Annotated in this window: 18 protein-coding genes and 2 pseudogenes; 10 read left to right on the forward strand and 10 right to left on the reverse strand. The window is 68.0% G+C overall.

All coding sequences use genetic code 11. The features are described from left to right. Nucleotides 1–136 precede the first annotated feature (136 nt). A complete protein-coding gene (locus ACTOQ2_RS41870; protein ID WP_440107274.1) occupies nucleotides 137–1,615 on the forward strand; it encodes an alpha/beta hydrolase in 1,479 nt (492 codons plus the stop codon). An 83-nt stretch (nucleotides 1,616–1,698) separates the two neighbouring features. On the opposite strand, the gene ACTOQ2_RS41875 is transcribed toward ACTOQ2_RS41870, so the two are convergent. The 6 genes from ACTOQ2_RS41875 to ACTOQ2_RS41900 all read right to left on the reverse strand — a co-directional run bounded on the left by ACTOQ2_RS41875 (nucleotide 1,699) and on the right by ACTOQ2_RS41900 (nucleotide 6,214). Next, a complete protein-coding gene (locus ACTOQ2_RS41875) occupies nucleotides 1,699–1,839 on the reverse strand; it encodes a hypothetical protein (RefSeq protein WP_440107276.1) in 141 nt (46 codons plus the stop codon). A gap of 13 nt (nucleotides 1,840–1,852) precedes the next feature. Further along, the gene (locus ACTOQ2_RS41880) at nucleotides 1,853–2,254 is read right to left on the reverse strand and encodes an NmrA family NAD(P)-binding protein (protein ID WP_440107278.1); all 402 of its coding nucleotides are present in this window, start codon (nucleotides 2,252–2,254) and stop codon (nucleotides 1,853–1,855) included. Nucleotides 2,255–2,626: 372 nt separating this feature from the next. Continuing rightward, on the reverse strand, nucleotides 2,627–3,184 hold the full coding sequence (locus ACTOQ2_RS41885; protein ID WP_440107280.1) for a TIGR03086 family metal-binding protein: 558 nt from the start codon (nucleotides 3,182–3,184) through the stop codon (nucleotides 2,627–2,629). A 305-nt stretch (nucleotides 3,185–3,489) separates the two neighbouring features. Beyond that, on the reverse strand, nucleotides 3,490–4,434 hold the full coding sequence (locus tag ACTOQ2_RS41890) for a pirin family protein (RefSeq protein WP_440107282.1): 945 nt from the start codon (nucleotides 4,432–4,434) through the stop codon (nucleotides 3,490–3,492). Nucleotides 4,435–4,478: 44 nt separating this feature from the next. Then, nucleotides 4,479–5,147 (reverse strand): NADPH-dependent F420 reductase, encoded by a 669-nt coding sequence (locus ACTOQ2_RS41895; RefSeq protein ID WP_440107284.1) that lies wholly within the window; start codon nucleotides 5,145–5,147, stop codon nucleotides 4,479–4,481. Further along, the gene (locus ACTOQ2_RS41900) at nucleotides 5,144–6,214 is read right to left on the reverse strand and encodes an LLM class flavin-dependent oxidoreductase (RefSeq protein WP_440107286.1); all 1,071 of its coding nucleotides are present in this window, start codon (nucleotides 6,212–6,214) and stop codon (nucleotides 5,144–5,146) included. The genes ACTOQ2_RS41895 and ACTOQ2_RS41900 overlap by 4 nt, the downstream gene beginning before the upstream one ends. Nucleotides 6,215–6,311: 97 nt before the next feature. Here ACTOQ2_RS41900 and ACTOQ2_RS41905 point away from each other — a divergent pair, with 97 nt between their 5' ends. From ACTOQ2_RS41905 to ACTOQ2_RS41915, 3 genes and pseudogenes are all read left to right on the forward strand, one after another. Beyond that, nucleotides 6,312–6,812: a MarR family winged helix-turn-helix transcriptional regulator gene (locus ACTOQ2_RS41905; protein WP_440107288.1), complete on the forward strand. Its 501-nt coding sequence runs from the start codon at nucleotides 6,312–6,314 to the stop codon at nucleotides 6,810–6,812. Beyond that, nucleotides 6,809–7,429, forward strand: coding sequence for a GNAT family N-acetyltransferase (locus ACTOQ2_RS41910; RefSeq protein WP_440107290.1), 621 nt, complete (start codon nucleotides 6,809–6,811; stop codon nucleotides 7,427–7,429). The genes ACTOQ2_RS41905 and ACTOQ2_RS41910 overlap by 4 nt, the downstream gene beginning before the upstream one ends. A 162-nt stretch (nucleotides 7,430–7,591) precedes the next feature. After that, a pseudogene (locus ACTOQ2_RS41915) lies at nucleotides 7,592–7,768 on the forward strand (low temperature requirement protein A); the annotation flags it as partial. 105 nt (nucleotides 7,769–7,873) lie between these two features. On the opposite strand, the gene ACTOQ2_RS41920 reads toward ACTOQ2_RS41915, so the two are convergent. After that, a complete protein-coding gene (locus ACTOQ2_RS41920; RefSeq protein ID WP_440107310.1) occupies nucleotides 7,874–8,011 on the reverse strand; it encodes a hypothetical protein in 138 nt (45 codons plus the stop codon). 11 nt (nucleotides 8,012–8,022) lie between these two features. Between ACTOQ2_RS41920 and ACTOQ2_RS41925 the strand changes: the two genes are divergently transcribed. Continuing rightward, nucleotides 8,023–8,943 (forward strand): MerR family transcriptional regulator, encoded by a 921-nt coding sequence (locus ACTOQ2_RS41925; RefSeq protein WP_440107292.1) that lies wholly within the window; start codon nucleotides 8,023–8,025, stop codon nucleotides 8,941–8,943. A gap of 231 nt (nucleotides 8,944–9,174) precedes the next feature. Here the strand turns inward: ACTOQ2_RS41925 and ACTOQ2_RS41930 are convergent, their stop codons facing one another. Further along, nucleotides 9,175–9,822 (reverse strand): TetR/AcrR family transcriptional regulator, encoded by a 648-nt coding sequence (locus ACTOQ2_RS41930; protein ID WP_440107294.1) that lies wholly within the window; start codon nucleotides 9,820–9,822, stop codon nucleotides 9,175–9,177. Between the two features lie 115 nt (nucleotides 9,823–9,937). On the opposite strand from ACTOQ2_RS41930, the gene ACTOQ2_RS41935 reads away from it, so the two are divergent. Further along, nucleotides 9,938–10,903: an alpha/beta hydrolase family protein gene (locus ACTOQ2_RS41935; RefSeq protein ID WP_440107296.1), complete on the forward strand. Its 966-nt coding sequence runs from the start codon at nucleotides 9,938–9,940 to the stop codon at nucleotides 10,901–10,903. Nucleotides 10,904–10,946: 43 nt separating this feature from the next. On the opposite strand, the pseudogene ACTOQ2_RS41940 reads toward ACTOQ2_RS41935, so the two are convergent. After that, nucleotides 10,947–11,251, reverse strand: a pseudogene (locus tag ACTOQ2_RS41940) (LysR family transcriptional regulator). Between the two features lie 213 nt (nucleotides 11,252–11,464). Between ACTOQ2_RS41940 and ACTOQ2_RS41945 the strand changes: the two are divergent. The 3 genes from ACTOQ2_RS41945 (at nucleotide 11,465) to ACTOQ2_RS41955 (ending at nucleotide 14,672) form a co-directional block, all read left to right on the forward strand. Then, on the forward strand, nucleotides 11,465–12,127 hold the full coding sequence (locus ACTOQ2_RS41945; protein ID WP_440107298.1) for a hydrolase: 663 nt from the start codon (nucleotides 11,465–11,467) through the stop codon (nucleotides 12,125–12,127). 408 nt (nucleotides 12,128–12,535) lie between these two features. Continuing rightward, nucleotides 12,536–13,405 carry a lysostaphin resistance A-like protein gene (locus ACTOQ2_RS41950; protein ID WP_440107300.1) on the forward strand — a complete coding sequence of 290 codons (870 nt, stop codon included), beginning with the start codon at nucleotides 12,536–12,538 and terminating at the stop codon, nucleotides 13,403–13,405. Between the two features lie 286 nt (nucleotides 13,406–13,691). Continuing rightward, complete coding sequence (locus ACTOQ2_RS41955; protein ID WP_440107302.1) at nucleotides 13,692–14,672, forward strand: lysostaphin resistance A-like protein; 981 nt, start codon at nucleotides 13,692–13,694, stop codon at nucleotides 14,670–14,672. 270 nt (nucleotides 14,673–14,942) lie between these two features. On the opposite strand, the gene ACTOQ2_RS41960 is transcribed toward ACTOQ2_RS41955, so the two are convergent. Continuing rightward, nucleotides 14,943–16,007, reverse strand: a complete 1,065-nt coding sequence (locus ACTOQ2_RS41960; RefSeq protein ID WP_440107304.1) for a tyrosine-type recombinase/integrase — start codon at nucleotides 16,005–16,007, stop codon at nucleotides 14,943–14,945. A 178-nt stretch (nucleotides 16,008–16,185) separates the two neighbouring features. Between ACTOQ2_RS41960 and ACTOQ2_RS41965 the strand changes: the two genes are divergently transcribed. After that, a complete protein-coding gene (locus ACTOQ2_RS41965; protein ID WP_440107306.1) occupies nucleotides 16,186–16,359 on the forward strand; it encodes a hypothetical protein in 174 nt (57 codons plus the stop codon). Nucleotides 16,360–16,413 lie beyond the last annotated feature (54 nt).

Genomic DNA, 16,413 nt, shown 5'->3' on the forward strand with positions numbered 1-16,413 from the left:
TCGGGCCGGCAGGACAGGTCGCGGCTCCGGCCCAGCAGAAACCATGTTCTCCGAACAGGGTCAAGACCTTGACTGTGTTCCCGCGACATGGTGTCGCATGACACCGAATGCCGGCGGACGACGCAGGAGGTTGTACATGTACCGAAAACGTGGCGCTGTGCTGATCGGGGTGATCGCCTTGCTCGGCACATTTGTCGTGGCCGGGCCGGCTGCTGTGGCCCGGCAAGCCGCACCCGAGCTGACGTGGGAAGCGTGCCCGGCCGAAGTCGTGATGCCGGCACCGGTCGCGGTGCAGTGCGCGAAGATCCCCGTACCCCTGGACTACCGCGACCCGGACGGCGAGCAGATAGAGATCATGATCTCGAAGATCGCCAGCACCAACCCGGCCAAGCGGCGCGGCATCCTGCTGCTCAACCCGGGCGGCCCGGGCGGCATCGGGATCGACCAGGGCGCCTTCCTGGTCAGCCGGGGCCTGCCGACCACCGTATCGGATGCGTACGACCTGATCGGCATGGACACCCGGGGGGTCGGGCATTCGACGAAGATGAGCTGCGGCTTCACGCTCGAGGATCCGTACTGGGCCAACGTTCCGCCGTACGCGGCCGACGACGCCGCGGTGACCCGGCAGGCCGCGATCGCGAAGCAGGTGGCCGACAAGTGCGCCGCCACCGACAAGGACGGCCGGCTGCGGCACATCACCACGGCGAACACGGCTCGCGACCTGGATCGGGTCCGGGCGGCGCTCGGTGAGAAGAAGGCCAGTTACTACGGAGCGTCCTACGGCACGGCCCTCGGCGCGACGTACGTCTCCTTGTTCCCGAAGACCACCGACCGGATCGTCTTCGACAGCAACGTCGGCGACACCCACCTCGACCCGGCGGGCATGCGTCGGTTCGGGCTCGGCTTCGAGCAGACGTTCCCCGATTTCGCCCGTTGGGTGGCGACCCGGCACGACTCGTACGGCCTGGGTCGTACGCCGCAGCAGGTCCGCCGGACCTTCCTGCGGATCACCGAGCGGCTCGACAAGACCCCCGCGCCGGACGGTGCTGACGGTGCCGTCGTCCGGTACCTCATCTTCGCCGGCCTCTACAGCGAGTTGTCGTACGGGCGGACAGCGCGCACCTTGCAGACGTACCTCAACCCGGCCGAAGCCCCGGCGACCAGGCAAGCGGCGCCGGCGAACCCCATTGACAACGCCCTCACGGCGTTCCTCGCGACCACCTGCAACGACGTCAACTGGCCCGAGGACGTGGCGACCTACCGCCGGGCCGTCGCCGAGGACCGCAAGTGGTATCCGCTGTTCGGCGCCGCGACTGCCAACATCACGCCCTGTGCCTATTGGAAGCACGAGCCGTACGAGCCTCCGGTGAAGGTCGACGCCAAGGGCCCGGCCAACATCCTGATCCTGCAGAACCGCCACGACCCGGTGACCCCGTGGGTGGGCGGAAAGCTGCTGCGCGACAAGTTCGCCTCGCGCGCCAAGCTGGTGACCGCCGACGAGAGCGGCCACGGCGTCTTCCTCGTCCACACCAACGCCTGCGCCCTCCACATCACCACGGACTGGCTGGTCGAGGGCAAGATGCCGGCCCGCGACACCACCTGCCGGCCCAGCTGAACAACCTGCGGTGCCGGGCCGGGCGGATCCACCGCCCGGCCCGTCATCCGCCTGCGGTGGGCAGCCGGGGTGGGCTTGTTCCGCTACGACGGCCTCGATTCGAGGAGATCCGCCCCAGGGCCCGCCAGCCAGCGGTCGAAGCGCAGCAGGAAGGGAAACTCCGCGTGCAACGCGTCGAGTTCCGCGTTTCCGGCCAGCCTGCCGTCGTCGACGAGTGCCGCCAACTTGCCGAGGACCTCATCCTGCGCCAGCAGGGTCGACGCCCGTCGTCGAGCCCGCAGTGATCGCCGAGCTGTAGACGAGGTGGGCGACGCCGCAGCGCTCGGCGATGTCGGCCACCGCCGTGCCGAAGCGGACCTCGTCCTCGTTGGTCACCTCGGCGCCGGCCTGGCCGGAGTTCGGCTGGACACTGAAGACGCCGTGGGCGTCGGAGAAGGCAGCGCGGAGCGACTCCGGATCAGCGAGGTCACCGCGGACGGTTTCGATGCCGGCGGCGGACAGGGACCGGGCCCGGGGGCCGGACGGATCGCGCACGACCGCGCGGACTGCCCAGCCGTCGGCCCTCAGCGCAGCGGCGACCGATCCTCCCTGCTGCCCCGTGGCGCCCAGGACGACGACGGTTTTGCTGATGTCGGTCATGCCGGCCACGTTGCGCTCCCGGCGATCACGGACGTGTTCCTGACGAACATTGCTGATCCCCCTGGGGTACCGAGAAGTGAGTCGGAGCAGGTTGTCGTTCAGTCCGGACCAGACGACACCCTGTTCTCACCACCAGGTCAAGGTTTCGAGCGGTGTGTCATACTTCAGCGGTGAAGAACAGGACGCCGGCCGGCGACCATCGGCGGCAGCGTCGCGGGCGCGTCGAGCATCGCGATGAAGCGGCGCTCGACCGCGGCCCTTTCCGGCGTGGCGTCGGTCGTCGGTTTTCTCGTGATCCTGCAGTTCGCCTCCGGGCTCACCCAGGGCCGACTCGCACCCCTGGTGCCAAGCATCCTATGGATCGGCGGGCCCTTACCGGTGGGTTGCCGGCGACCAACCAGGGTCACGGCCGGCGAAAGCGACGACCCGTTCCACCGGAGAAGCATCGGGCGAGACCGCGTACTCCGGGCCGAACGCCATGCCGGGGCCGCGCCACTCGGGCTTGAGCGTCGCCCGGTAGAAGGCAAGTGCTCGCTCGCAGGTCGCCTCGTCCGGTTTCCAGGGCAGACCCGCCGCGGTGGCCATGTCCCAGCCGTGAGTGATCACCTCGATCAGCAGCATGTCCAGGACCACGGCGCCGGGAAACGCTCCACCGAGGTGAGGCACGTTCACGATGGTCGTCTCGACCCCGGCCGCCAGCGCGGATCGCAAAGTCGCCGAGAGCCGAGGGAGGACGGCCTCAAGCTGGTCGAGCCCTGAGTAGGCGTGCGGGTCCGCTGCTCGCTCCTCGGCGCCAGGGTCGCCGAAGGCGGCGTCGAAGTAGGTCAGTCCGCCGGTGAGGTGCTGCCGCAGTCGCCGCACGTCGAACCCGTCGCACGGAGTCGGCAGCGCGTACTGCTCCGCGGTGGTGTCGGCCGCTACCCGCGCCAAGTCATCGAGCAAAGTCAAAATCACGCGGGCATTCAACACCGTGTTCCGGCAACAGGGTCAAGTGCCGTCGGCGCCGCCGGTCGATCCCTCGCCGCTCCGAGCCGGAAGAAGCGGAACGGCGATGCGACGCCGCACAACGGCGGCCGCCGCATCGCGCATCCAGAGCAGGCGGTTGCACAGGGCGAGGCGGCATCATCGGCGCCAGCGGGGCGTGCAGTGGATTCGAGCGGAGGCAGGACCATGGCGAGGTTCCGGGTCCCCGGGCATGACCGGCGTTGGAGGAGCTGTCGTTGGCACGATGCCCCTCATGCCCGATCGGTGCGGCCCGGCGGGTTACGTCGTGGCATGATGATCACGTCCGGCACCGGCGGCGCGGGAAGGCGGTGCCCGTGGTAGCCCTCGACGCTTCCGAAGCGGTCCGAAGCGGCCTCCCAGTCCTGGCGGGCTCGCAGGATCTCCTCGTGGTCACGGACGACGAAGTTCCACCACATGACGATCTCCTCCTCGAACGGCGGGCCACCGAGCAGGATGGTGCGTGCCGGACCGTCCGAGCGGTTCGTCACCGTCAGGATGTCGATGCCCGGCGCCACGTAGCCGAGCTCCCCTGCGGGGACCGCGGTACCATCCAGGCGTACGTCACCGGCATCGACGAGCAGGCCGTGCTCGAACCCGGGGTCGATGGACAGCGTGACCGTGGCGTGCGGCTCGAGGTCGAGCTGCGCACCCAGCAGGGGTGTGAACGTCCGCACCGGAGAGGTCTCGCCTGCCACTGAGCCGAGGAAGACCCGCAGCTCGGCCCCGTCGATCCGTACGGGCTCCGGCACGTGGTGCTGGAAGTCACGCCCGGCTTCCCGATCCGCGTCGGGCAGGGCCACCCACAACTGGACGCCGTGGAGGACCGTGGTGTCCGCAGTGGAGACCTCGGAGTGGGCGATGCCGTGGCCGCCGGTCATGAGATTGAGCTCCCCCGGACGGATGAGCGAGTGGGTGCCGAGGCTGTCGCGGTGCTCGATGGTGCCGCTGAAGAGCCAGCTCACCGTCTGCAGCCCCGTGTGGGGATGCGGCGGTAGGTCCATGCCGCCCGCCGGCACCTCGACCGGTCCGTAGTGGTCGGCGAAGCACCAGGCGCCGATCAGTGTCCGAGCCCGCTGAGGAATCGTGCGCCGCACCTGCAAGGCCCGCGGTCCGCCCAAGGGCACGTCGCGGGCCGAGAGCACCTCGACCCCGGTGGTGCTTCCGACCTGTGTCATGGACCGCATCACTTCCGAGGCCGCTTCCGGATTGCTCACTTGGATCACTCCGCGATCGGGTTGTGCACGGCTGCCTGGGTCAGAAGTCGGAGCTCGGCGGCCTGGACGTTGGCGCCGAAGGCGGCGGTGCCCGGCTCGAGTCGGACACCCTCGGCGAGAGGTCCGATAGGCACGGGGTCGAAGCCCAGGTCATCGACGAGCGCCGCGACCTCGGTAACGTCCGCCTCGCTGTCACCGGCGACCGCGATCGCCTTGCGGCCCGGTGCCCCGGCGGGCCGGCCCTCGTCCTCCAGGTCGTGGTACCCCATGTGGTTGAAGGCCTTGACGACGCGTGCACCGTCGAGGAAACGCTGCACCTCCTCGCTGGAGGAGACGCCGGGCGCGAGGAACCGCTCGCGGGGCCCGTCGACCTCCCACCAGTGGTTCATGGTGTCGATGACGAGCTTGTGGCGCAGCTCGTCGGTCGGGAGCGCGCGATACTTGCCGAGCGGGAGGGCGAGAATCACGATGTCGGCGTCCCGTACGGCTTCGACGGACCAGACGGCGGTGGCGCCGGGCGTCAGGACGTCGATGGTGAGGGCGATCTTCGCGGGGTCCCCCGACCCCGCGACGAGTACTCGATACCCGGCGGCGAGAGCGAGGCGGGCCAGGACCGTGCCCACCTTGCCGGCCCCGAGGACGCCGATGGTGCGTACGGCCGTGCGCACCGTCATCGGGCCACCTCCAGCGTGCTGGGCTCCTCGGCGAGCAGCTCGCGCACCATTGGGATCACCTTGGTGCCGTACAGTTCGACGGCGCGCAGACGGTCGCTGGCCGAGACGGAGCCGGCGGCGGAGTAGATCAGGTCGAAGCGCCCGACATCGAGCGTGCGGATGGCACGGGCCATCTTGCGCGCGACGGTCTCGGGCGAACCGACGTAGAGGGAGCCGTGCTCGACGTCGGCCTCGAACTCCTCACGCCGCACAGGGGGCCAGCCGCGCAGGGCGCCGATGCGGTCGCGTACCTCCTTGTAGCCAGGCCAGAAAAGTCGCTTGGCCTCCTCGTCGGTCTGGGCAACGAAGCCGGGCGAGTGCACCCCGACCGGGTAGGCGGTGGTCTCCAGCTGTTCCGTGGCGCGCCGGTACAGGTCGACGTACGGGGCGAACCGGTCGGGCGCGCCGCCGATGATCGCGAGCATGAGCCGGAACCCGTACCGCGCGGTCCGGATGACGGACTGGGGCGACCCGCCCACACCGACCCAGGTCGTCAGCCGCCCGGACTCCGTCTTGGGGAACACGTCGGCGTCCTTGAGCGCAGCGCGCGTGGTGCCCTCCCACGTGACCGGTCCCTCGTCCAGCAGCTTGTGGAACAGGTCGATCTTCTCCTCGAAGAGGATCTCGTAGTCAGCCAGGTCATACCCGAACAGTGGGAACGACTCGGTGAACGACCCGCGGCCCAGGATCACCTCGGCGCGCCCGTTCGAGAGCGCGTCGACCGTGGCGAAACGCTGGAAGACGCGCACCGGGTCGTCGGAGGACAGGACTGTCACACCCGAGGCGAGGTGGATGCGCTCGGTCCTGGTGGCGATGCCGGCCAGCACCGTCTCGGGAGTGGAGATCGAGTACTCGGGGCGGTGGTGCTCACCGAGGGCGATGACATCCACGCCGACCTGGTCGGCGAGGACCGCCTCGTCCACGACAGCGCGGATCGCCTGACCATGGGAGACGACATTTCCTTGATCGTCGCGAGGTAGGTCGCCGAAGCTGTCGATACCGAACTGGACGGCGGTGCTGTCGGTCATGGGTTCGCTCCTTGCGGGATCCGGGTCTCACCGTGATCAGGATTGACGTGTCAATCCTGTAACGTGCAGAGTTGACGTGTCAATTCCGGGAGGTGCCATGGCGCAGAAGAAGCGCCGCGCGATGCCCACGCGTGAGGAGCTGCGCATCTGGCGCAATTACATCGAGACCGCCGAAACATTGCGCACCCTCCTGGAGGGACGGCTCCAGAGCAAGTCGTCCTTGTCCTCCGCTGACTATCGAGTGCTGCTCGCACTGAGCGAGGCGGATCGGAGGACAATGCGTTCCTCCGAACTGGCCCAACTGATCGGCTGGCAACGCAGCCGCCTGTCACACCACCTGGGGCGGATGGAGAAGCGCGGGCTCGTACGCCGAGCCCCGTGCCCTGACGACGTCCACGGCATCGACGTGCGGCTGACCGACTTCGGAGCGGAGTCGTTCCGGCATGGCTCGGTGCCGCACCTGCGTGACGTGCGCGAGCTCTTCGTCGACGCGCTCTCCCCGGAACAGCTGGTGAAGGTCGACGAGTTCACTGAGGCGCTACGCCGACACCTCGACCTCGAGCCGCAGCGCGTGCGTCAGGAGAAGGGAACTCCATGACCATGCAGATGGTCGGCAAGACCTGCAGATTCGACAGGGGGTGGCTGGAGGTGAGATTCACCTTCGACTCGCCGTCGCAGGGCAGCTTCGTCGTGGAGGAGGGCGGGGTCATACCGAACGGCCACGCCGAGACCGTCGCGCTCGATCTGAAGGAGATGCGCGACGACGTCCACCTGAACTCGTGGACCGAGGCGAGCGGCGCGACGGTGACTCACGTGGAGAACTTCGCGAACGCGACGGTGTACTCCAAATACATCACTTCCCAAAACGAGAGGACCACAGCAATGAACGATCAGAACCAGCAAGAAGTGACCATCCGCGACAACCCCGACAAGGGTCGCTTCGACGTCCTCGTCGAGGACACCCACGCCGGGTTCTCCATGTACAAGGACTTCGGAGAGATGCAGCGCATCTTCTACCACACGGTGGTCTTCGATGAATTCGAAGGCCGCGGTCTCGCCGGCACGCTCACTCGCACCGCACTGAGCACCAGCGCCCAAGCCGGATATCGCATCGTGGCGGTCTGCCCCTACGTCAAGAAGTGGCTCTCCACGCACCACGACTTCGACGAGGTCACCGACCCTGTGGGCCGGGAGCACCTCCGCGCTTTGCGCTGAACCGTGCACGAGCGCGCACCAGAGCCATCCGCCACGACGCCTCTCGCGCTTGCGACAGGAAGGGCCCCGCGACGATGCCCGTACCCCCGGCGTCGGACGAGCAGGTTCCGCCTCATCCCGATGGCGGTCCGCGACCCCCACGAACCGGGCCGGTCGGCCAGCATGCTCGAGCTGTTCTTCGACCTCGTCTTCGTCGTCGCAGTGAGCATCGCCGCCGTACAGCTGCACCACGCCCTGGCCGAGGGGCACGTGCTCGACGGCCTGGTCACCTACGGTCTGGCGTTCTTCGGGATCTGGTGGGCCTGGATGAACTTCACCTGGTTCGCCACGTCCTTCGACACCGAAACCACATCTCCACTGTGCTGGGCAAGCTCGCCGTCGACACCCGCCGGCAGGCCGTACTTCTCGCGGAAGAGCGCGGCTGGATCTGACCGGCCCCGCAGCTCACCCCACGAGCGCGTCGAGCTCGGCGATCGGTTCGGGGGTGAGTCTGTGCCTGCCGATGATGTCATCCGGCCAGGTCCATGGTCTTGCTGGGGGTCGCCTGACGTGCGTGATGCCCAGCCGCTCGGAGCGCGGCATGATGATCGTCTGTGCTCTTTCGCCTGGCCTATCTCGCCGTCACGAACACCTTCGCCGCACTGCGGCTGCTGCCGATGGGCGATCGGGACAAGGACGTCGAGATCATCGCGTGGACCTCCAGGCGTCGGCCACGACATGCATCCGTGTCCGATGTGATCCAGAAAGGGACAGACATGGCCTGGAGCACCCGAGAACTCGCCGAGCTCGCCGGCACCACGGTGAACACCATCCGGCACTACCACCGGCTCGGCCTGCTCGAGGACCCGGAGCGCCGGTACAACGGATACAAGCAGTACGGCGTACCGCATCTTGTCTGCCTGCTGCGCATCCGCCGCCTTGTGGAGCTCGGGGTGCCACTGTCCGAGATCGGCGTGGCGAAGTCGAACGGGGACGTTCCCCTGGAGGTGTTGCGCCAGGTCGACGCCCAGCTCGCAGCCGAGATGGAGCGCCTGCGCAGGGCCCGCTCCGACATCGCCGTCATTCTGCGCAATGGCGTGCCGGCTGACACTCCGGCGGGCTTCGAGTCCGCCGCTGGGCACCTGTCCGCGGCCGACACCTCCCTCATCCACATCTACACCCGGCTGTATGATGACGACACTCTGAAAGACCTGCAGCGCATGACGGAAACCGACACCGATCCCGTCAACGCGGAGATGGACGCCCTTCCTCCGGACGCGGACGAGGCCACCCGGCAGAGCCTCGCCGAGAGACTTGCACCGCTCATCGCCCAGACCCTCATCGACTATCCGTGGCTGAACAACCCTGCCGAGCGCCTGTCCAAGAGTGAGCACGCCACTCAGCAGACGTTCGTCGACGCCGTAACCGCGCTCTACAACACCGCACAGATCGACGTGCTCACCCGGGCCAGCATCCTCGCGCACCAGCAATTGGGCCTCGCACGGGCGGCCGAGGACGACACAAATCCCGCTTGACTCCTCCCGTCGGGCCTGCACCCGCCCGCGAGCTCGCCGACCACAGCGCTGCCACAGCGGCGGCCGCGCAGCCGCCGTTGACCACCGGAGAGCGATCGCAACACTGGCGACTGGCACGCTGGAGCGGACGGCCGGCCCTGGCGCCGCCGTTTCTCCGATCAGCGAACCGACAACTCACCGATAGTGCAGCCGCCGGATCGAGTGCGACGTCCGTGATCGGTGTTCGGGTCACTATTTGTCGCGCGGCGGGTTGGAGTCGTCTTCCGGAGCAATAGTGTCCGAGCCGCGGCCGTGCCGTGCCCCGGCGAGCACCCCTGTCACCAGAAGGGCGGCCAGGCGGGCGGCGTCATAGTGGGGGTCGTTGCCGCCGCCGATGCAGAGGTTGCCGATGCCGCGCATGAGCATGTACCCGGACACTCGCCCGGTGGCCTCCGGTTCGAGTGCGGCGTCAAGCAGGGCGTCGCAAACCGGGACGAGCCGGTCGACGAAGTACTGATGCAGGGTATTCACGCCCTCCTTGTCGGACCCGAGAGCGCCGGCGAGCCCGTGCTTGGTCACGAGGAAGTCGACGAAGCCGGCCGCCCATCGCTGGAGGGCGACCCCGGGGTCGCCGGACTCGCGCAGGAGTGAAGGGCCTGCTTCCGCCAGCGCTTCCACTTGGTGCTGATACACCGCCGCCACCAATGCGGGACGCGTGGGGAAGTGCCGGTAGATCGTCCCCATGCCCACCCCCGCACGTTCGGCGATCAGCCGCACAGGCGCGTCCACGCCGTCCGTCACGAAAACAGCGGCGGCGGCCTCCAGCAGGGTCTGTTCGTTGCGCCTGGCATCGACGCGCTTCGCGCGGGGTGTCGAGCCGGCGGGACCGGGAGTCGTCATGGGAACCTCCGTCGAGACTTGCGAAATGGAACGCTGCTCCGTATTGTTTCGGAGCGACGCTCCGCTTAAATTGTCCTCGGCGGGGGCCCCGAACGCAAAGGACGAGTGATCTCCCATGAGTGGTACTCCCGCAACGGCCGACACCCCGATCGTCCATATGCTCGACGCCGTCGTCGGTCCCGCTGCCCCAGTCGTCTCGATCGCCCCGGTGCGTCTCGACGCGCCAGGGCGAGCGCTCCCCCTCGACGTGCGCGTTTCTGCCCCCGTGACCGGGCAGCACCTGCCGGTGCTGCTGTTCTCGCACGGCAACGGGTGGTCGCTCGACGGATACGCACCCCTGACGGCCTTCTGGGCGTCTCGTGGGTTCGTCGTCGTCCAGCCGACGCACCTGGACTCCCGTCGCGACGGCATCGGGTTCGACGACCCCGGGTTCGGCCACGTCTGGACCGAGCGGCATGCCGACCTCGTGCGAGTCATGGACCAGCTCGAGGCGATCGAACGTACGGTGCCAGGCCTTGCCGGGCGGGTCGATCGGGACCGGGTCGTCGCGGCCGGACACTCCTGGGGCGCCCAGACCGTGCAGATGCTGCTCGGCGCCCGCGTCCTCGACAGCACGGGCAAGGCCGGCCAGGACTACGCGGACCGGCGCGTACAGGCCGGCGTGCTGCTGGCCGCGACCGGGATCAGGGGCGAAGAGTTGCACCCGTTCGCCCAGGAGCACTTCCCGTTCATGAACCCATCGTTCACCGAGCTGACCACGCCCACGCTCGTGGTGGCCGGCGACCACGACCAGTCGAAGATGTCCAGCCGCGGCCCGGACTGGTTCACAGACGCCTACGCCCACAGCCCGGGCGCCACCGACCTGCTGACCCTGTTCGGCGCCGAGCACTCCCTGGGCGGCATCCCGAGCTGGGAAGCCGCCGAGACCACCGACGAGAACCCGGAGCGCGTCGCGGTCCTGCAGCGACTGACCACCGCCTACCTGCGCAGCGCGCTGGACCCGGCCGGTATCGGATGGGCGAAGGCCACCGCAGCGCTGGCTGAGACCGGTGCGGCACTCGGCCGCATCGACAGCAAGTAGCCCCGGGCACGTAGTCCCCAGCACGATTAGTCCGACCGGGTCGTCAGCGACTGACCTGAGCCGCATCATCCCTCGCGCGCTGCGGCGCCGTTCCCCAAGGCGGATGCGCACGGATGGCGGTAATGCGCATATGTGTGAGGATGATCAGAGTCCGCCCCGCAGCGGTGAGCCCTACCCGACGGCTGGAGCGCACGAACAACGGCGTGCCGAGAATCTCCTCGAGCTTACGGATCTGATGCTCAGGGACGGCTGGGAGATGTAGAGCCGCATGGCCGCGCGGCCGAAGTGCAGCTCCTCGGCCACGGCCAGGAAGTAGCGCAGGAGGCGCGGGCCGATATCGATGGACAGATCCTATCGTCGGGCGTCGGGACAAATCTTGGACGCCCGCCATAGCGTCGGGTCACGCCACGGGAGGGACTCCGCCCCACTCCGCCGACGCCGGTCCGGCATGCCCGGAACCGGTCCCGGTCGGCGTGACCGAACGGCCTCCCGCACAGCCTGGCAGCTCTGAGCCTGCCCTTTCCTCTTGGCGATCGACCCCATCACACAGAAGGAATCATCGTGACGCGTACCCCAAAGGTCGGACTCGACGCACTGCTCACCCCCGAGGAGAGCGTCCTGGTGCTCATCGACCACCAGCCCTTCCAGGTCGCCAACCTCCACAGCCACGAACCGACGCTCGTCATCAACAACACCGTCGGCCTGGCCAAGTTCGCCAAGGTGTTCGGCGTGCCGACCATCCTGACCACCGTCATCGAGGAGCGGGGTGGCCACCTGATCCAGGCGATCCAGGAGGTCTTCCCTGACCAGAAGCCGATCAACCGCACCTCCATCAACACCTGGGAGGACCGTCGTGTGGTCGAGGCCGTGGAGGAGACCGGGCGCAAGAAGCTGATCATCGCGGGGTTGTGGACGGAGATCTGCGTCGCCATGCCCGCCATTGACGCGCTCGCCGACGGGTATGACGTCTTCGTCGTCACGGACGCCAGCGGCGGGGTCAGCGCCGAGGCGCACGACATGGCGGTGCGCCGTATGGAGCGCACGGGCGTCGTCCCGGTCACCTGGCTGGTCGTGTCCAGCGAGTGGCAGCGCGACTGGGCACGCGAGGAGACGGCCAACCAGCTCGGGCCGATCCTCTTCGAGCACGGCGGCGCCACCGGCGTCGCGCTCGCGTGGGAGTTGCAGCTGCTGGCCACGCCAACCACCGACGGTGCCGGCGCGTAGTCCGGTCTGTCGCTGAGCTGGAGGCGGTTCCGGCGCTCGTGGCGCGCCAGGCCGCCTCCAGTCTCAGACTTGACCCGGCCCCAAGGACACGGTTTCAACTGGGAAAGTGCCGAGATGCCTCGGCATTGCAGCCAGTACTCACAACGACGAAAGGTGGGCGTGTCACCATCCTCGCGGATATTGGCAGTGCCGCCCCTGGGGTGTGTGGATCGAGCGCGCGACGCTGAGCGGGACTGGTCTCGGAGCGTGTCCTCCACCTCAGATGCAACTGGCTCCTCGACGGCATCGGCGTCTGACGACTCACGCCATACCGACCTCGCGTCCACCCGTTAAGAACGTCTACCCATTAAGAACAGAGAGAACATGATGGAACACCCCATCACGCCTGTCGAGTACCACCGTGGGCTCGTGAGCGACAAACGCCGTATCGGGCGAGGCATCCTCGCCATCGCCCTCCTCCTCGGGGGCATGCAGATCTTCGTCTTTGCGCTCGCCATCATCGCCACCCTCATCGATTCGGCGATCGGCACCGAGGCCAGGGAGGGGTACACCCCGCTCGTCAACGCCGCGGGTGCGTTGTCCATGGCCCTCCTGATCCCGTGGAGCATGCTGATCCAGCGCTGGCTCTACGGCGTGCGCGGCGGGTCGCTGTCCTCGGTGCTGTCGCACTTCCGCTTCGACGTCTTCGGCCGCGCCCTCGTGGTCCTCCTTCCGGTGATTGTCGTGTTCCAGATCGTGTATTACTGGACGCCGTTGCCGCAGACGACCTGGGCATGGCACGACACCCTGCTTCTCGCCGCCACGGCACTCGTCCTGACGCCGTTCCAGGCCGCGGGCGAGGAGTACGGTTTCCGCGGTCTCATCTTCCGCGTCGTGGGCAGCTGGACGCGCAATGCTCGCCTCGGGCTCGTGCTCGCCATCATCATCTCGAGCGTGCTCTTTGCGAGCGTCCACTTCTCCACGAGCGGGTTGCTGAACCTCTGGTACATCGTCTTCGCGGTCGGCACCGCGTGGATCACCTGGCGTACCGGCGGGCTCGAGATCGCCGTCGTGCTCCATGCGGTGTACAACGCTACGCAGTTCGTCATCGACGCCGCGCTCCAGGTGGACCCGACCGTGGCTACCGACCGCTCCGCCGGCGCGATCGACCTGAGCGTCCTCATCCCTGTTCCGCTCGTCATTGGCACCGTCATCGTCGTGGCGATCCGTACTCGACGCACAGGGACGGTTCTGACGCCGAGGACGGCAGGGGCTCCTGCGCAGACCTCGACTGTCTAGAGGTCCCCGGATGCTCCGGGGGGCGCGGTAGTGAGCGGCCCAGTATTTCCTGGGGCCACACCGTTGACCGTTTGTGTTTGCCTCTACGGCAGATTTTCTACTCAAGAGCGGATCAATCGATCCCTCCTCAAGAAAGGTTGTTCATCGTGCGCACACCAGAGCCCTGTGGGCCCCAGAGCGCGGATCCCCGGCCCGACCCCGCGGCACCCATCAGCCGGGCTGCGGCGGGGCAGGCACCAGTCGTCACGGGCGGCGACGGAGGATCGCGCTGGTCGGGAGCTGAACAGTGACGGGGCCCGTAGAGCAGGGCTACGCCGCTCCTCTTCACGCCGGTGACGCAGCCGTCGCACTGCCTGGAACACTGCCCGAACGTCCGTTCGGCGTCCACTTCCGCATGGCGCGCTGGAAGTCCCTGGTCGTCCTGATCGCGATACCGGCGATGCTGCTCCTGGTCCAGATCATCGTGTTCCAACCGGTCGTCCTGATCGAAGGCCCGGCAGACCCGAACAAGCCCGCACTCACACCGCTCACGATCGTCGCCACGGGCCTCAGCACCGCCATCGCTGCGTTGCTCGCGACGATACTGGTCTCGAAGATGGCGAAGGTGCCGTGGCGGGCGGTGTTCCGTCACACCCGCACCTTCGACTGGCGCCGCGCCGGGGTCTATCTCCTCGGATCTGCGGGTCTGGTCGGTCTTACAACCATCGTGACGGCACTCATCGAGCCGGGGTCTACCGGGATGGGGGAATTCAAGATCGGGGCATCCACCGTCGCCATCCTCATCGCCACTCTTCTCGCCATCCCTCTGCAGTCGGCAGGTGAGGAGATAGCCTTCCGAGGAGCGGCCATCCCCGCCGCCGGCGCCTGGTTCCGTAGCATCCGTCTCGCCATGGCGTTCGGCATTATGGTCTCCGGAGCGCTCTTCGCAGTGGTCCACGTGTCCCTGGACCCGTGGCTCGTCAGCTATCTGTTCGTCTTCTCCGCGTGCACAGCGCTCATGGGCCTGATCAGCGGCGGGCTGGAAGCCGCGATGGCATTCCACGTCTCCAATAACGTTCTCGCAGGCATCGTGAATGGCCTCTTCGCAGGCGGCGGCCCGTCGGTGATCGACCGTGCCGTCGGCTCCGGGCCCGGCGCCTCCATCATCATCCTCATGGTGATGAACGTCCTGGTCGTCGTCATGGTCTGGCTCGTGGAGCGCGCCAAGCGCTCGAACTCGACGGCGCCGACGGCGCCGACGGCGCCGACGGCGCCCAGGAACCGCTGAGAGCACTCGAGCTCCGGCCGCGCGTCCCGTACCGGGGCGCGGCGGCACCCGCGTTCACGAGGCCCCAGAAGTCACACAGAGAAGTACTTGGCCTCCGGGTGGTTGATCGCGCAAGTAAACGGCTATTTTTCTGCCGACAAGGTGCCCCTCTTGTGGTCCGGCGGAGAGAGGCATTGGGCATCGGCTCGCTACAGCAAAGTGGTGGAGGGTGCGGAATCTGCGTGATCGCCATCCGTGCGTTGAGTTCGAGCCTCGTCTTCGTTCTGGTGGCTACAGGCCGACGCCTCGCATGGCGTTGTCGCGCCAGCGGTCGACGGCGCGGATATAGCGCAGGACGACCGGGGAGGCGGGGGCCCAGCGGCCGTGTTTGGCGATGACGGAGACGGGGACGCCCGCGGCGTAGGCGACGGTGGCGCCGCCGGCGCGCAGGCTGTGCGCGGTGAAGGTGTCCGCGCCGGGGACGGCGGCGCGGACGGCGAGGTCGCGGACGATGACGTTGACGGCGTCGGCGCCCAGACGGGGGCCGAGGTTACCGTGGCGGTCGATGCGGCGCAGCAGTCGCCCGGAGGTCTGTCCCGCCTCGGTGAGCACGCCGACCCAGTCGCTCCAGACGGCGACGGGGTCGGTCAGGGGGTGGCTGCCGCGCGGGATGGCGATGGTCTCGCCGCGGCTGTCCTTGTCGGTTTTGGAGGTACGGATGGTGACCTCCAATCCGTCGGGAACCTGCCGGACGTCGTCGCAGGTCAGGGCGACGAGCTCGGAGCGGCGGCCCATCAGGGCCAGGCCCAGCACCAGCAGGAGCCGGTCGCGCAGGCCGGTGCGGGTGTTCAGGTCGCAGGCGCTGACCATGGCACGCAGCGCGTCGATGCCCACCGGTGGGGCTTCGCGCTGGCCGCGGGTGCCGGCCTCGGCGCGGGCGCGTTTGTAGGAGCGCAGCGCCAGGCGGGCGGCGTCGGTGGGAGGCTGGTTGTGGTGGCCGGCCAGGCGGTGCATGGTGCGTACGCAGGCGATGGCCTGCTCGATGCTGGCCGGAGCCCGCTCGGCCGCGCACAGCGTCTCGACGTATTCGGCCATCGTGTTGCCGGTGGCGGGCAACTTCACCCGGCCGTGCTCGGCACACCAGGTGGAGAAATCATTCCATTGGCGTTCATATGCACGCCGGGTATTGGCAGGCACACCGTCGGCGATGCGGGAGCGGGCCTGGTCGCTGAGCACGTGGTCCGCCGCGGTGTACCGCCTCCCGCCGGCGGTCGTGATCGCACCCTCCGGCCCCTGCTCCCCCACTCGGACGACCTGCCCGGTGAGCGGTTTCCCGTGATGCCCGTTATCCGTCACTCGGCAGCCTCCGGAGGCCTCGTTTTGAAGGGGCGATTCTGACCCGCGATAAGTGATGTTATCGCGGGTCAGGCCAGAACGCTGCCAGCCCCGAGATTTCGTTTTTGTTTAGGACGAAAGTCAATCGTTTGCGAACGGTACGTTATTTTCCTCGCCGGGTGGACGTCTGCGGTTCCAGATGTTCGGCGCCTTCGGCGAGTTCCTCCGCGAACTCATCGTCCAGAGCATCTTCGAAGGGCCGGCCTCGGCCCGCGCACGCGGTCGCGGCGGCGGGCGGCCGACGGCCCTGGACGCCCACGGGGTGGAGATGGCCCGCGCGCTGTACGAGACGGGGGTCTTCTCCCGAACATGACCCCAGCCCCAAAGTAGCTCTGGGTGATCCGTGTGACACTGCGTGATCTAGCGG

The sequence above is a fragment of the Streptosporangium sp. H16 genome (genome assembly GCF_051918855.1).
GTDB lineage: Bacteria > Actinomycetota > Actinomycetes > Streptosporangiales > Streptosporangiaceae > Streptosporangium.

Coding starts and splice junctions, on each gene's coding strand:
- ACTOQ2_RS41870 (WP_440107274.1), top strand. CDS start 137: ATGTACCGAAAACGTGGCGCTGTGCTGATCGGGGTGATCGCCTTGCTC.
- ACTOQ2_RS41880 (WP_440107278.1), bottom strand. CDS start 2,254: ATGACCGACATCAGCAAAACCGTCGTCGTCCTGGGCGCCACGGGGCAG.
- ACTOQ2_RS41890 (WP_440107282.1), bottom strand. CDS start 4,434: ATGACACAGGTCGGAAGCACCACCGGGGTCGAGGTGCTCTCGGCCCGC.
- ACTOQ2_RS41895 (WP_440107284.1), bottom strand. CDS start 5,147: ATGACGGTGCGCACGGCCGTACGCACCATCGGCGTCCTCGGGGCCGGC.
- ACTOQ2_RS41900 (WP_440107286.1), bottom strand. CDS start 6,214: ATGACCGACAGCACCGCCGTCCAGTTCGGTATCGACAGCTTCGGCGAC.
- ACTOQ2_RS41905 (WP_440107288.1), top strand. CDS start 6,312: ATGGCGCAGAAGAAGCGCCGCGCGATGCCCACGCGTGAGGAGCTGCGC.
- ACTOQ2_RS41910 (WP_440107290.1), top strand. CDS start 6,809: ATGACCATGCAGATGGTCGGCAAGACCTGCAGATTCGACAGGGGGTGG.
- ACTOQ2_RS41920 (WP_440107310.1), bottom strand. CDS start 8,011: ATGCCGCGCTCCGAGCGGCTGGGCATCACGCACGTCAGGCGACCCCCA.
- ACTOQ2_RS41930 (WP_440107294.1), bottom strand. CDS start 9,822: ATGACGACTCCCGGTCCCGCCGGCTCGACACCCCGCGCGAAGCGCGTC.
- ACTOQ2_RS41935 (WP_440107296.1), top strand. CDS start 9,938: ATGAGTGGTACTCCCGCAACGGCCGACACCCCGATCGTCCATATGCTC.
- ACTOQ2_RS41965 (WP_440107306.1), top strand. CDS start 16,186: ATGTTCGGCGCCTTCGGCGAGTTCCTCCGCGAACTCATCGTCCAGAGC.